This window comes from Massilia sp. LjRoot122, from assembly GCF_964252725.1.
Taxonomy (GTDB): domain Bacteria; phylum Pseudomonadota; class Gammaproteobacteria; order Burkholderiales; family Burkholderiaceae_D; genus Telluria.
This window is the reverse complement of sequence record NZ_CAXUPB020000001.1, coordinates 995,267-1,009,268: the sequence shown is the minus strand read 5'-3', so window position 1 is coordinate 1,009,268 and position 14,002 is coordinate 995,267. Positions and strand designations below refer to the sequence as shown.

The 14,002-nt window shown below is 66.2% G+C and carries 8 protein-coding genes; 7 read left to right on the top strand and 1 reads right to left on the bottom strand.

Annotated features, from left to right (window positions below):
* The first annotated feature begins 75 nt into the window (after positions 1 to 75).
* The 5 genes from ACSQ25_RS04350 (at position 76) to ACSQ25_RS04330 (ending at position 8,267) form a co-directional block, all read left to right on the top strand.
* Entirely contained in the window at positions 76 to 2,445 is a 2,370-nt protein-coding gene (locus tag ACSQ25_RS04350) for a M1 family metallopeptidase (protein ID WP_436108021.1), read from the top strand.
* 85 nt (positions 2,446 to 2,530) lie between these two features.
* On the top strand, positions 2,531 to 4,909 hold the full coding sequence (locus ACSQ25_RS04345; protein ID WP_436104484.1) for a M1 family metallopeptidase: 2,379 nt from the start codon (positions 2,531 to 2,533) through the stop codon (positions 4,907 to 4,909).
* Positions 4,906 to 5,412 carry a DUF6702 family protein gene (locus ACSQ25_RS04340; protein ID WP_436104483.1) on the top strand — a complete coding sequence of 169 codons (507 nt, stop codon included), beginning with the start codon at positions 4,906 to 4,908 and terminating at the stop codon, positions 5,410 to 5,412. Before ACSQ25_RS04345 ends, ACSQ25_RS04340 begins: the two co-directional genes overlap by 4 nt.
* On the top strand, positions 5,409 to 7,463 hold the full coding sequence (locus ACSQ25_RS04335; RefSeq protein ID WP_436104482.1) for a TonB-dependent receptor: 2,055 nt from the start codon (positions 5,409 to 5,411) through the stop codon (positions 7,461 to 7,463). Before ACSQ25_RS04340 ends, ACSQ25_RS04335 begins: the two co-directional genes overlap by 4 nt.
* A 51-nt stretch (positions 7,464 to 7,514) precedes the next feature.
* A complete protein-coding gene (locus tag ACSQ25_RS04330) occupies positions 7,515 to 8,267 on the top strand; it encodes a 2OG-Fe dioxygenase family protein (protein ID WP_436104481.1) in 753 nt (250 codons plus the stop codon).
* Between the two features lie 206 nt (positions 8,268 to 8,473).
* Here ACSQ25_RS04330 and ACSQ25_RS04325 read toward each other — a convergent pair whose 3' ends face one another.
* Entirely contained in the window at positions 8,474 to 9,520 is a 1,047-nt protein-coding gene (locus ACSQ25_RS04325) for a DUF1800 family protein (RefSeq protein ID WP_436104480.1), read from the bottom strand.
* Between the two features lie 131 nt (positions 9,521 to 9,651).
* Between ACSQ25_RS04325 and ACSQ25_RS04320 the strand changes: the two genes are divergently transcribed.
* Together ACSQ25_RS04320 and ACSQ25_RS04315 are read left to right on the top strand one after the other, a co-directional pair.
* Positions 9,652 to 10,815 (top strand): efflux RND transporter periplasmic adaptor subunit, encoded by a 1,164-nt coding sequence (locus ACSQ25_RS04320; RefSeq protein WP_436104479.1) that lies wholly within the window; start codon positions 9,652 to 9,654, stop codon positions 10,813 to 10,815.
* A gap of 13 nt (positions 10,816 to 10,828) precedes the next feature.
* Positions 10,829 to 13,951, top strand: coding sequence for an efflux RND transporter permease subunit (locus tag ACSQ25_RS04315; protein ID WP_436104478.1), 3,123 nt, complete (start codon positions 10,829 to 10,831; stop codon positions 13,949 to 13,951).
* Positions 13,952 to 14,002 lie beyond the last annotated feature (51 nt).

The window sequence follows — 14,002 nt, the reverse complement described above, 5'->3', positions numbered from 1 at the left end:
CTGAGCAATTGATTTTAGGTAAAGATAGAATACTTTTTCCTATTCCAAATAAAATTCAGGGGAAATATGATCCGTATGCCCATCGGATTGGCTGCGTTGTGCCTCAGTGCCACCGTTTTCGCTGCGCCGCCTTTCGACGACAAATTCCGTCAGCTCGATGAATTGCTGCCGACGCCGGGCGCCGTGCGCACCGCGTCGGGCGCACCTGGCCACGCTTACTGGCAGCAGCGCGCCGACTACAAGATGCGCGCCACGCTCGACGAGAGCAAGCGTGCGCTCACCGGCTCCGGCACCATCACGTACCACAACAATTCCCCTGACACGCTGAAATACCTCTGGCTGCAGCTGGACGAGAACATCTACAAGCCGGATTCTGCTGCCCGCAGCACGGCTGTCCTGCCTTCGCGCGAAGCCTGGCAGGCGCGCGGCACGGACGGCGTAAAGTTCGACGCCCTGCGCAACGTCCTCGAAGGGAACAGCTTCCAGGGCGGCTTCAACATCCGCAACGTGCGCGACAGCGGCGGCGGCCAGCTGAAGTACACCATCAACGGCACCATGATGCGCATCGACCTGCCGCAGCCGCTCAAGCCGGGTGCGCGCGTGTCGTTCAGCCTCGACTGGAACTACAACATCAACGAGCAGAAGGTGCTCGGCGGCCGTTCGGGCTACGAGAAGTTCGAGGACGGTAACGACCTGTTCGAGATCGCCCTGTGGTTCCCGCGCATGGCGGCCTACTACGACGTCTACGGCTGGCAGCACAAGCAGTTCCTGGGTGCCGGTGAATTCACGCTGGAGTTCGGCGATTACGACGTGCAGATCACCGTGCCGGCCGACCACATCGTCGCCTCCACCGGCGAACTGCAGAACCCGAACGAAGTGCTCACCGCGGCCCAGCGCGAGCGCCTGCAGCAGGCCCGCACGGCCAAGAAGCCGGTCATCATCGTGACCCAGGCCGAAGCCGAAGCGGCAGAAAAAAAACGCGCCACCACCACCAAGACCTGGCACTTCAAGGCCAGGAACGTGCGCGACTTCGCGTTCGCGTCGAGCCGCAAGTTCATCTGGGATGCCCAGGGTATCAAGTCGGGCAAGCAGGACGTGATGGCCATGTCCTACTACCCGAAGGAAGGCAACCCGCTGTGGGAGCGTTACTCGACCCACGCGATCATCCACACCATCGAGCAGTACAACAAGTACTCGTTCGACTACCCCTACCCGGTCTCGATCTCGGTGAACGGTCCGGTGGGCGGCATGGAATACCCGATGATCACCTTCAACGGTCCGCGTCCGGTCAAGGACAAGAAGACCGGCGAGCTGACTTACTCGAAGCGCACCAAGTACGGCCTGATCGGCGTGATCATCCACGAAGTGGGCCACAATTACTTCCCGATGATCGTCAACTCGGACGAGCGCCAGTGGACCTGGATGGACGAGGGCCTGAACTCCTTCGTGCAGTCGCTGGCCCAGGAAGCCTGGGAAGAAGACTGGGATGAAATGCGCGGCCACCCGCGTTCGATCGTCCAGTACATGCGCAGCCAGAACCAGGTGCCGATCATGACCAACTCGGAGTCGCTGCTCCAGTTCGGCAACAACGCCTATGCCAAGCCGGCCGCCGCACTGAACGTGCTGCGCGAGACCATTCTGGGCCGCGAGCTGTTCGACTTCGCCTTCAAGGAATACGCCGAGCGCTGGAAGTTCAAGCGCCCGACCCCGGCCGACTTCTTCCGCACCATGGAAGACGCTTCCGGCACGGACCTCGACTGGTTCTGGCGCGGCTGGTTCTACACCACCGACGCGGTCGACGTGAGCGTGGACGGCATTACCGAGTACACCGTCAGCACCAAGGATCCGGAGATCGAAAAGGCCTGGGCCCGCGCCCGCAAGCAGGAAGAGCCGATCTCGGTCACCGACCAGCGCAACAAGGGCATGGAGCGCCGTGTCGACCGCTTCCCGGAGCTGAAGGACTTCTACAACCAGAACGACGACTTCACCGTCACCAACAAGGACCGCAACAAGTTCAACGAGACGATGGCCGGCCTGGAAGACTGGGAAAAGAAGCTGCTCAAGGAAGGCAAGCACCTGTACCTGGTGGACTTCTCGAACAAGGGCGGCCTGGTGACTCCGTTGATCGTCGAGATCACGACCAAGAGCGGCAAGAAGTACATCGAGCGCATCCCGGCCGAAGTGTGGCGCTATTCGCCCAAGAAGATCACCAAGCTGTTCGTCACGGACGAGCCGATCGTGGGCCTGACCCAGGACCCGTACTGGGAAACCGCCGACATCGACGTGGGCAACAACAGCTGGCCGGCCAAGCCGACGCCGTCGCGCCTGGAGCTGTTCAAGACCGAGCGTGATCCGGCAACGGGCAACCTGATGCGCGACTTCAATACCAAGCTGGCGCCGCCGAAAGCGGCCGGCCAGAAGGAAGAGGCGCCGAAGGCCGAGTAAGTAGTAGTTCGACTGGAGGCGCTCAGCGCCTCACAACCGGCAGGGCTGCGTGCCCTGCCGTTTCTTTATTGAAGACGACCCGAGCATGAAAATGAAACAACTGCAGGCGGCGATTGTCGCTGTGTTCCTGACCAGCGCCGCGCAGGCCGCGCCGGCTTTCGACGACAAGTTCCGCCAGCTCGACGAGCTGCTGCCGACCGCCACCGACACCCGCACCGCCTCCGGCGCGCCGGGTCACCGCTACTGGCAGCAGCGCGCCGACTACCGCCTGCGCGCCACCCTCGACGAGAGCAAGCGCACCGTCAGCGGCTCGGGCACCGTCACCTATCACAACAATTCGCCGGACACGCTGTCCTACCTGTGGGTGCAGCTGGACCAGAACATGTTCCGCGCCGATTCGGACAACCGCCGCATCGCCACCCTGCCCTCGCGCGAAGCCTGGCAGGCGCGCGGCACCGACGGCGTCAAGTTCGACACCCTGAAGGCCACGCTCGAACAGCGGCGCTTCGAAGGCGGCATCCAGGTCACCAGCCTGACCGGCAGCGACGGCCGCGCCTTGCGTCATACGGTCAACAAGACCATGATGCGGATCGACCTGCCGCAGCCGCTCAAGCCCGGCGCGCGCGCGTCCTTCAACATGGCCTGGACCATCAACATCCCCGAAGCGAACGTCGTCGGCCGCCGCACGGGCTTCGAGAAGTTCGACGACGGCAACGATATCTACCTGAGCGCCCAGTGGTTCCCGCGCATGGCGGCCTACTACGACGTCAAGGGCTGGCAGAACAAGCAGTACATGGGCGACGGCGAGTTCACGCTGGAGTTCGGCGACTACGACGTGCAGATCACCGTGCCGGCCGACCACGTGGTCGCCTCGACCGGCGAGCTGCAGAACCCGGATGCGGTGCTGAGCGCCGCCCAGCGCGAGCGCCTGCGCCAGGCGCGTACGGCGAAGAAGCCGGTCGTCATCGTCACCCAGGGGGAAGCGGAAGCCGCTGAAAAGCAGCGTTCGAAAGCCACCAAGACCTGGCACTTCAAGGCGCGCGACGTGCGCGACTTCGCCTTTGCCTCGAGCCGCAAGTTCATCTGGGACGCCCAGGGCATCAAGAGCGGCGACAAGGACGTGCTGGCGATGTCCTACTACCCGAAGGAAGGCAACCCGCTGTGGGAACGCTATTCGACGGCCGCCGTGATCCACACCATCGAACAGTACAACAAGTATTCCTTCGACTATCCCTACCCGACCGCGATTTCCGTGAACGGCTCGATCGGCGGCATGGAATACCCGATGATCTCGTTCAACGCCGGCCGCCCGGTCAAGGACAAGAAAACCGGTGAACTCACCTATGCGAAGGGCACCAAGTACGGCCTGATCAGCGTGATCATCCACGAGGTCGGCCACAACTACTTCCCGATGATCGTCAACTCGGACGAGCGCCAGTGGACCTGGATGGACGAGGGCATGAACAGCTTCCTGCAGTTCCTGGCCGAGGAAGCCTGGGAAGACAACTACCCGGCGCGCCGCGGCGAGGCGCGTCACATCGTCGACTACATGCGCAGCACCAACCAGGTGCCGGTCATGACGAATGCAGAGTCGACCCTCCAGCGCGGCAACAACGCCTATGCCAAGCCGGCCACCGCGCTGAACGTGCTGCGCGAGACCATCCTGGGCCGTGAGCTGTTCGACTTCGCCTTCAAGGAATACGCCGAGCGCTGGAAGTTCAAGCGCCCGACCCCGGCCGACTTCTTCCGCACCATGGAAGACGCGTCCGGCACGGACCTCGACTGGTTCTGGCGCGGCTGGTTCTACACCACCGACGCGGTCGACATCAGCGTGGACGGCATCACCGAGTACACCGTCAGCAGCAAGGATCCGGAGATCGAAAAGGCCTGGGCCCGCGCCCGCAAGCAGGAAGAGCCGATCTCGGTCACCGACCAGCGCAACAAGGGCATGGAGCGCCGTGTCGACCGCTTCCCGGAGCTGAAGGACTTCTACAACCAGAACGACGACTTCACCGTCACCAACAAGGACCGCAACAAGTTCAACGAGACGATGGCCGGCCTGGAAGAGTGGGAAAAGAAGCTGCTCAAGGAAGGCAAGCACCTGTACCTGGTGGACTTCAGCAACAAGGGTGGCCTGGTGACTCCGTTGATCGTCGAGATCACGACCAAGAGCGGCAAGAAGTACATCGAGCGCATCCCGGCCGAAGTGTGGCGCTACTCGCCCAAGAAGATCACCAAGCTGTTCGTCACGGACGAGCCGATCGTGGGCCTGGCCCAGGACCCGTACTGGGAAACCGCCGACATCGACGTGAGCAACAACAGCTGGCCGGCCAGGACCGTTCCGTCGCGCCTGGAGCTGTTCAAGACCGAGCGTGATCCGGCCACGGGCAACCTGATGCGCGACTTCAATACCAAGCTGGCGCCGCCGAAAGCCCCGGCCGCCGAGAAGAAGGCCGAACAATGATCCTGCACCGCTTCAAGCTGCTGTTCGCCGCCACGCTCCTGTTCGTGAGCGCGGCGGCGGGCGCGCACCGCTTCCACATGGGGATCACCGAAGTCGCGTACAACGCGCGCACCAACAGCACGGAGATCGTCCATACCTACATGGCGCACGACGTCGAGGCGCTCCTGATGAACCTATACGGGCGCCAGTTCGACCTGGGCGATCCGGAAGACCAGGCCGTGCTGCGCAAGTACGTCGAAGGACGCTTCTGGCTCATGGGCCAGGACAAGGCGCGCCTGCCGGTACGCTGGGTCGGCATGACGGCCGACTCGCAGAGCGTGGTCATCTACCAGGAACTGGAGAACGCACCGCTGTCGAAGACCGCCGCGATCCACCAGGGCGTCCTGATCGACTTCCTGCCGGACCAGGTCAACACCGTCAACCTGAACGAGGCCGGCGCGGTCCGTTCGCTGACCTTTACCCAGGCGGCGCTCGAACAGCCGACCCAGGGAAACCGTCCATGACACTCCGCCCCCTTCCCTGTGCGCTGGCTGCGCTGCTGGCCCAGGCACCCGCCATGGCCGACGATTTCGTCCTGCAGCGCGTGCTGGTGGAAGGTTCGCGCGCCAACCAGATCGGCCTTACCGACTCCGCCAGCGCCGGCAGCGTCGGCGCCAGGGAACTGGCCCAGCGCACCGTGTACCGTCCCGGCGAGCTGCTCGAGGCCACCCCTGGCCTGATCGCCAGCCAGCACAGCGGAGAGGGCAAGGCCAACCAGTTTTACCTGCGCGGCTTCAACCTCGACCACGGCACCGACCTCGCCACCTGGGTCGACGGCATGCCGGTCAACCAGCGCAGCCATGCACATGGCCAGGGCTGGACCGACCTGAATTTCCTGATTCCGGAGCTGGTCGCCCGCCTCGACTACCGCAAGGGACCCTACTCCTCGGCCGAAGGAGATTTTTCCTCGGCCGGCAAGGCCTCGCTGGTCTACGCCAACCGGCTGGTAGCGCCGCTGGTGTCGCTGACCGCCGGCCCGGATGGCTATGGGCGCGGCGTCGTGGCCGGATCGCCCGAGCTGTCCGGCGGCACCCTGCTGTACGCGCTGGAGCTGCTGAAGAATGACGGCCCGTGGACGCGCCCGGACGGCTACCGCAAGATCAATGCGGTGCTGCGCTACAGCCGCGGCTTCGCCAACAATGGCTGGAGCGTCAGCGCAATGCACTATCGCGGTCACTGGAACGCGACCGACCAGGTGCCGCTGCGCGCGGTCGCCTCCGGCCGGCTGGGCCGCTACGACACGATCGACCTGAGCGACGGCGGCGAAGCCCAGCGCAGCAGCCTGTCCGGTGTCTGGCGCAAGACCGCCGCCGACACCGCATCGAGCCTGAGCGCCTACGTGATCCGCAACCAGGGCGATCTGTATTCGAACTTCACTTATTTCATGAATGACCCGGTGAACGGCGACCAGTTCAGCCAGCCGGACCGGCGCGTCACCACGGGCCTGGACGGCAGCCATACCTGGCACGTCTACCGCAAGGGCGAGATTTCCTCTGACTTCACCGCAGGCCTGCAGGTCCAGAGCGACAACATCTTCAACGGCCTGCATGACACCCGCGCGCGCCGGCGCCTGGCCACCACCCGCGAAGACCATATCGTCGAATCCAGCCTGGGCGTCTACCTGGAAAACGCGACACGCTGGAGCGAAGCCCTGCGCACCGTCGTGGGGGTGCGGGCGAACGCCTACCGCTTCCGTGTCGAGAGCGACCGCCAGGAGAATTCCGGCCGTTCCCGCGACTCGCTGGCCACGCCGACGCTGAACGTCGCCTACGGCCCCTGGAAGCACAGCGAGTTGTATTTTAATTATGGCCACGGCTTCCACAGCAACGATGCGCGCGGCACGGTGGCGGCGATCGATCCGAAGACGCTCGATCCGGTGGACCGCACGCCGGGCCTGGTGCGTTCGCGCGGCGTCGAAGTGGGCCTGCGCACGGTGGCGATCCCGAAAATGGAAACCACGCTGGCGCTGTACCGCCTGGATTTCGATTCCGAGCTGAGCTACATCGGCGACGCCGGCAATACCGAGGCGGGCGACCCGAGCCGGCGCTACGGCATCGAAGTGTCGAACAGCTACAAGACCAACAAATGGCTGTCGGTCGATTTCGACGCAGCCTACGCGCGGGCGCGTTCGCGCGGCGGCAACCCGGCCGAAGGTGTTGCAAATGCGCGGATTCCGGGTGCGGTCGAAGGCGTGGCCCAGCTCGGCCTGACGGTGGACCGCGTGGGTCCGTGGTCGGGCGCGCTGCGCCTGCGCTACTTCGGCCCGCGTCCGTTGATCGAGGACGACAGCGTGCGCTCGCGCGCGAGCGTCACGCTCAACGGCCGCATCGGCTACCGGATCGGCAAGGACATGCACATCGAGCTGGAAGGCTTCAACCTGGGCAACCGGCGCGATTCGGCGATCGACTACTACTATGCTTCGCGCCTGGCGAACGAGCTTGATGCCGTCGACGACATCCACTTCCACCCGATCGAGCCGCGTTCCTTCCGCCTCAGCCTCACCAAGAACTGGTAGGAAATTGCCCTGGGTCACGCCGGTAGCGTGGAAAAATGCTACGCTAACCGGATGACCACACCTGATCTTCCCTACACCGATCCCTCGCAGCTGGCGGACGCCGTACGCAGCGAGGGCTACGCCCTCCTGCGTCCCCAGGACGTGGCCCGCCTCGCGGGCTGCACCCTCGACGAGCTGCAATCGCTCGTGCCGGGCTGGGACCGGCTCGAACTCGACAACTACCTCAAGGACGGCGGCCGCTACCGGCGCCGCCGCCATTCCTGTTTTATCGACGAGAGCGACGATGCCGGCCATGCCCTGGTACAGGTGGCGCACCGTCCGCACTGGCAGCCGGTCGAGTACAACGCCCTGCACGGCGGCATGCACCGCCTGTTCGCACCGATCGAGACCGCGACCATCGCCAACCCGGCCTGGGGGCGCCTGCTGCGCGCACTGGGCGACGCCTGTTCGGCAGTGCGCGGACGCCAGACCTGGTATGTGGAAGCGCACCAGTTCCGCATCGACACCGCCGACGGCATTGGCCGCCCGACGCCGGAAGGCGCACACCGCGACGGCGTCGACTTCGTTGCCGTCATCCTGATCGGCCGCAGCGGCATCAAGGGCGGGGAAACCCGGGTATTCGAGGCCGACGGGCCTGCCGGCAAGCGTTTCACGATGCTGGAACCGTGGACCCTGCTGCTGCTCGACGACGCCGCCGTCATCCACGAATCGACGCCGATCCAGCCGCTCGGCGAACACGGGCACCGCGACACCTTGGTGCTGACCTGGCGTGCCGGCTCCTTCCAAGGCGCCGACGCGATTTAAACGCAAAAAAAGCGCCCGCGAACCTTGCGGCTGGCGGGCGATAATCCAATTTTCGGAGAAAACTGGAGGAGACGGTTCCAATATAGCGCGATTTTTTGTGCACCGCAATACAGTAGAACTACGGTGCCAGGGTCGGCAAGGAAGCGTTTCCAAAAACAGACACTCCAGTGCGCTTTGTTGCACTGCGCAATATTCACTTCCCCGTATCAATAACGCTGGAAATCCTCGCTGCGCAGCAGTTGGCGCAGGCGGTCGGCATCGGGCGGCTGGCTGCGCGCCGCAGCCGCCATCGCAGCGGCCGAGGGCGTCGGCGCTTCCATCAACACCGGGCCCGGCTGGGCCACCGTGCCCTGTGGCGGCGCTCCCTCGACGGCTGCCCGCATGGGCGGCGCCGAGGAGGCATGCCGGTGCGCCTGCGGCGGCGCCTGGGCCAGCGCCAGCCGGCCGCCGGCCAGCTGTTCCACGAAAGCGCTACGCTCGCCAGGCGCCATCGGAGCCCGCAGGAATTCCGCCAGCGGGGCCACATTTTCCACCGCCACGCCGGATGCCCGCACCGCCGACACGACAAAGCGGAAATCATCCTTGCGTTTGCTGTTCCATTGGGCCGGCGCCAGGAATTCGCGGCTGGTCAGCAATGCGCGCAGCACCGCGCGCTGGTCGCCTCCCGTCTTGTCCCATACCCGCTCCAGTGACCGGTACAGGCCTGCCGATGGAGCGGAGACGAAATGCCGGATCAGTGCCCCCATGGCATCGCGGCCGCTGCCGCCGGCGTATGGCCTGCCCCGCGCAAGCAGATATGGCCTGATTGCCGCGCGCAGTGCGGCGTAGTGGCCCAGCACGTGCGGACGCAATGCCGCGCCTGCGCCAGCTTCCGCATCGCCAGCTTGCCCCTCCATGAAATGCGCCAGCCAGAATGCCGTCAGCACTTCTTCCAGCTGGTGCGGGCTGGCGATGGCGCGCAGCAGGCTTGCCTCGGCAGCCGGCGTGCCGGGGTCGGCCAACTCGCGCAGGCGTGCTTCCAGCCGGGGCGGCAAGGGCGGAGGCGCAAGCTGGCTGTCGACATAGGCATCTACTCCCATGGCGCGTACCCGCTCGACGTCGCCCGGTGCGGGGCCGTAAGCCAGCCGGTTCAGCAGGTGCAGTGCCAGTCGCTCGTCCATCGGCGTGCGGGCATGCGCCTGCGGCGCCGCGGCCACGCCCAGGACCAGCAGCGCCAATGCGGCACGGCGGAACAGATCGATCAGGATTCCCATGCCGTTGTTATATACCCGTGGCGGCGGCGCCTCTACCCCCTTTGGTAAATATTTTGTAAGCGCGCGAATCGTACTCACGTCATTGCAATTTTGCTACACTTACCGGCTTGAACCGACGCTTATCGACGACGATGCCTACCCTCCCCCGCCTCCCCCTGAATGTCCCCGTCCCCCTGGTCGCCGCCGCCGGCGCGACGCTCTGCTTCGCCCTGGCCCTGGCCGTGCCGAAGCGCGCCACCGCCAAGGACGAGAAGCCGGCGGCACCGACACCGGCCCTGACCGTCACCACCGGCCAGCCGGCCAGCACCTCGCTGCCGGTGGGACTGACCGCCAACGGCAGCGTCGCCGCCTGGCAGGAAGCGCTCATCAGCAGCGAATCGAACGGCCTGCGCCTGAGGGATGTGCGGGTCAACGTGGGCGACGTGGTCAAGAAGGGCGAGACCCTGGCGGTGTTCGCCAGCGAGACCGTGGGCGCCGACGTCGAGCAGGCCAAAGCCGCGCTGCAGGAAGCGCAGGCCAATGCCAGCGCCGCCAAGCTTGATGCGGACCGCGCCCGTGCCTTGCGCAGTTCCGGTGCGTTGAGCGAACAGCAGGTGACCCAGCTCCTGACCGCCGAGCGTACCGCGCAGGCGCGCGTGAGCGCGGCCAAGGCGACGCTGGCCCAGCAGCAGCTGCGTCTGCGCCAGGCCACCGTGGTCGCGCCCGACAGCGGCATCATCTCGGCACGCAGCGCCACCGTCGGCGCCGTGGCGGGACCGGGCACGGAGCTGTTCCGCATGATCCGCCAGGGCCGCCTGGAATGGCGTGCCGAAGTCACCTCGAATGACCTGGGCCGCATCAAGCCGGGCATGCGCGCAGCGGTGCGCGCCGCCAGCGGCAGCGAGATCACCGGCAAGGTGCGCACGGTGGCGCCGACTGTCGATCCCCAAACCCGGCTGGCGCTGGTCTATGTCGACCTGCCGCCCTCGCTGTCCGCCAACGCGCCGCTGAAGGCCGGCATGTTCGCCAGCGGCCGTTTCGAACTGGGCGCCACCACGGCCCTCACCGTGCCGCAGCAGGCCGTGGCCGTGCGCGACGGCTTCAGCTACGTGTTCCGCCTCAACCGCGACAGCCGCGTGAGCCAGCTGAAGGTCAGCACCGGCCGCCGCCTCGGCGACCGCGTCGAGATCGTCGGCGGACTGGCGGCCGGCACCCCGATCGTGGTCAGCGGTGCGGGCTTCCTGAACGACGGCGACCTTGTACGGAATGTTCCGGCGCCGGCAGTGCCGGCACCGCGCCAGACCGCGGCGCGCTGAGCGGAGCCCATCCATGAACTTTTCCGCTTTATCGATCCGTAACCCGATCCCGGCGATCATGCTTTTCGCCCTGCTCACGCTGGCGGGGCTGCTGGCCTTCAAGGCCAACAAGATCCAGGACTTCCCGGACATCGAACTGCCGATCGTGACCGTCGCCGCCACGCTGGAAGGCGCGGCGCCGGCCCAGTTGGAGACCGAGGTGGCGCGCAAGATCGAGGATTCGGTCGCCACCCTGCAGGGCGTCAAGAACATCTATACCAAGGTGCTCGACGGCGTGGCCACCATCACCGTCGAATTCGTCCTGGAGAAAGACCTGTCCGAGGCGGTCAACGACGTGCGCGACGCCGTGGCGCGCGTGCGCTCCGACCTGCCGCCCGAAATGCGCGAACCGAGCGTGACCAAGGCCGCCACCGCCGGCCGCGTGGTCGCGACCTTCACCGCCGAGCCGAGTAAAACGGCCGGCAGCGCCATGGACGACCAGGAGCTGAGCTGGTTCGTCGACAACGACGTGGCCAAGCGCCTGCTGAGCGTGCCGGGCCTCGGCTCGGTCAAGCGGGTCGGCGGCGTCACCCGCGAAGTGCGGGTGGAGCTGGATGATGCGCGCATGGCCGCGCTGCAGGTATCGGCACTGGACGTGTCGCGCCAGCTGCGCAACGTGCAGCGCGAGGCGCCGGGCGGACGCGGCGACGTCAGCGGCGCCGAGCAGTCGGTGCGCACCATCGCCACCGTGCAGTCGGCCCAAGAACTGGCGCAGATGGACATCCCGCTGCCGGACGGCCGCCACGTCAAGCTCGAACAGGTGGCCACCGTCCTTGATACGGTGGCCGAACCGCGCTCGCTGGCAGAGCAGGACGGCCGCAAGGTGGTCGGCTTCGAAGTCTTCCGCACCCGCGGCGCGGGCGAGGTCGACGTGGCCGAAGGCGCGCGCGCCGCGGTCGCCGCGCTGCAGAAGGAACACCCGAACGTGGTGCTGCGCGAAGTGATCGACAACTCGGCCCCGGTGCAGGAAAACTTCGACGCCTCGATGGAGATGCTGTACGAAGGCGCCGTGCTGGCGGTGCTGGTGGTGTGGTGGTTCCTGCGCGACTGGCGCGCCACCCTGGTGGCCGCGGCCGCGCTGCCGCTGTCGGTGATCCCGGCCTTCCTGGGCCAGTACCTGTTCGGCTACACGTTGAACATGGTGACCCTGCTGTCGCTGGCCCTGGTGATCGGCGTGCTGGTCGACGATGCGATCGTCGAGATCGAGAACATTTCGCGCCACCTGCGCATGGGGAAGACCCCGATGCAGGCGGCGCTGGAAGCGGCCGACGAGATCGGGATGGCGGTGATCGCCACCACCTTCGCCTTGGTCGCGGTGTTCCTGCCGACCGCCTTCATGGGCGGCATCCCGGGTAAATTCTTCAAGCAGTTCGGCTGGACCGCGGTGATCGCGATCCTCGCTTCGCTGGTGGTGGCGCGTCTGCTGACGCCGATGATGGCCGCCTACCTCCTCAAGCCGGCCAAGCACCATGGCGAAGAAAAGGATGGCCCGCTGATGCGCCGCTACATGACGGCGATGCAGTGGTGCCTGCGCCATCGCATGGTGACCGCGATCGGGTCCGCCTTGTTCTTCATCGGCTCGATCGCCCTGGTGTCGCTGCTGCCGACCGGCTTCGTGCCGCCGGCCGACCGCTCGCAGACCCTGATCACCCTCGAATTGCCGCCCGGTTCCACTTTGCATGAAACTCATCTTGTGGCCGAACAGGCGCGCCTGGCGGCCATGCAGGTCACGGGCGTGAAGAGCATCTTCAGCTCGATCGGCGGCGGCTCCAGCGGGGATGCATTCGCCCCGGGCGCCGCGGCCGAAGCGCGGCGCGCGGTGCTGACCGTGACGACGGTGGACCGCCACGACCGCGACGTCGGCTTATCAAGCATCGAGCGCGCCCTGCGCGAGAAGATGGGACAGATCCCGGGCGCGCGCTTCAACGTCGGCGCCAACGACACCGGCACCAAGATGCAGCTGGTGCTGCGCAGCGAAGACCCGGAAGCGCTGACCACCATCGCCCGCCAGGCCGAACGCGAACTGCGCACCCTGCGGAACGTCGGCAACGTCAGCTCGAGCGCCTCGCTGGTGCGTCCGGAAATCATCGTGCGCCCGGACTTCGCGCGCGCGGCCGACCTGGGCGTGACCGCCGCGGCGATCGGCGAGACGGTGCGCGTCGCTACCGCCGGCGACTACGACATCTCGCTAGCCAAGATGAACCTGGCCGAGCGCCAGGTGCCGATCCGCGTCAAGCTGCCGGACGCCGTGCGCGCCGACCTGGATGCCCTGGGCCGCCTGACGGTGCCGGGCTCGCGCGGCCCGGTACTGCTGGCCAACGTCGCCACCATCACGATGGAAAGCGGCCCGGCCCAGATCGACCGCCTGAACCGCACCCGCAACGTCACCCTCGACGTCGAGCTGCAGGGCCGCTCGCTGGGCGAAGTGAATACCGAGGCGCGCGCCCTGCCCGTGTTCCAGAAGCTGCCGCCCAACGTGCAGATCGCGGAACTGGGCGACGCCCAGGAGATGCAGGCGCTGTTCGCCAGCTTCGGCGTGGCGATGCTGATCGGCGTGCTGTGCATCTACGGCGTGCTGGTGCTGCTGTTTAACGACTTCATGCAGCCGGTGACCATCCTGGCCGCACTGCCGCTGTCGATCGGCGGCGCCTTCGTGGCCCTGCTGCTGACGAACAGCGCGCTGTCGATGCCGACCATGATCGGCCTGATCATGCTGATGGGGATCGTGACCAAGAACTCGATCCTGCTGGTGGACTACGCGATCCTGGCGCGCCAGGCCGGCATGAACCGCTTCGATGCCCTGGTCGATGCCTGCCACAAGCGTTCGCGCCCGATCGTGATGACCACCATCGCCATGGGCGCCGGCATGATGCCGCTGGCCCTGGGCCTGTCGGGCGACCCGAGCTTCCGCGCGCCGATGGCGATCGCCGTGATCGGCGGCCTGATCACGTCGACGCTGCTGAGCCTGCTGGTGGTGCCGGCGGTGTTCACCTACGTGGACGACTTCGAGCACTTCATGAAGCGCCAGGTGACCAGGCTGCGGCGCAAGCCGGCGCACGCGCCGGTGAAGGAAAGCGTGAGCGATCCGGTGCAGTGAGCTGTGAGATTGTGAGCGATTTGGCGATGGGCTGTCCGTGTATCCTTGTCG

Bases quoted from the DNA above. Each gene is read 5' to 3' on its own strand.
- ACSQ25_RS04335 (WP_436104482.1), top strand. From the start codon at position 5,409: ATGACACTCCGCCCCCTTCCCTGTGCGCTGGCTGCGCTGCTGGCCCAG.
- ACSQ25_RS04350 (WP_436108021.1), top strand. From the start codon at position 76: ATGCCCATCGGATTGGCTGCGTTGTGCCTCAGTGCCACCGTTTTCGCT.
- ACSQ25_RS04325 (WP_436104480.1), bottom strand. From the start codon at position 9,520: ATGGGAATCCTGATCGATCTGTTCCGCCGTGCCGCATTGGCGCTGCTG.
- ACSQ25_RS04330 (WP_436104481.1), top strand. From the start codon at position 7,515: ATGACCACACCTGATCTTCCCTACACCGATCCCTCGCAGCTGGCGGAC.
- ACSQ25_RS04320 (WP_436104479.1), top strand. From the start codon at position 9,652: ATGCCTACCCTCCCCCGCCTCCCCCTGAATGTCCCCGTCCCCCTGGTC.
- ACSQ25_RS04345 (WP_436104484.1), top strand. From the start codon at position 2,531: ATGAAAATGAAACAACTGCAGGCGGCGATTGTCGCTGTGTTCCTGACC.
- ACSQ25_RS04315 (WP_436104478.1), top strand. From the start codon at position 10,829: ATGAACTTTTCCGCTTTATCGATCCGTAACCCGATCCCGGCGATCATG.
- ACSQ25_RS04340 (WP_436104483.1), top strand. From the start codon at position 4,906: ATGATCCTGCACCGCTTCAAGCTGCTGTTCGCCGCCACGCTCCTGTTC.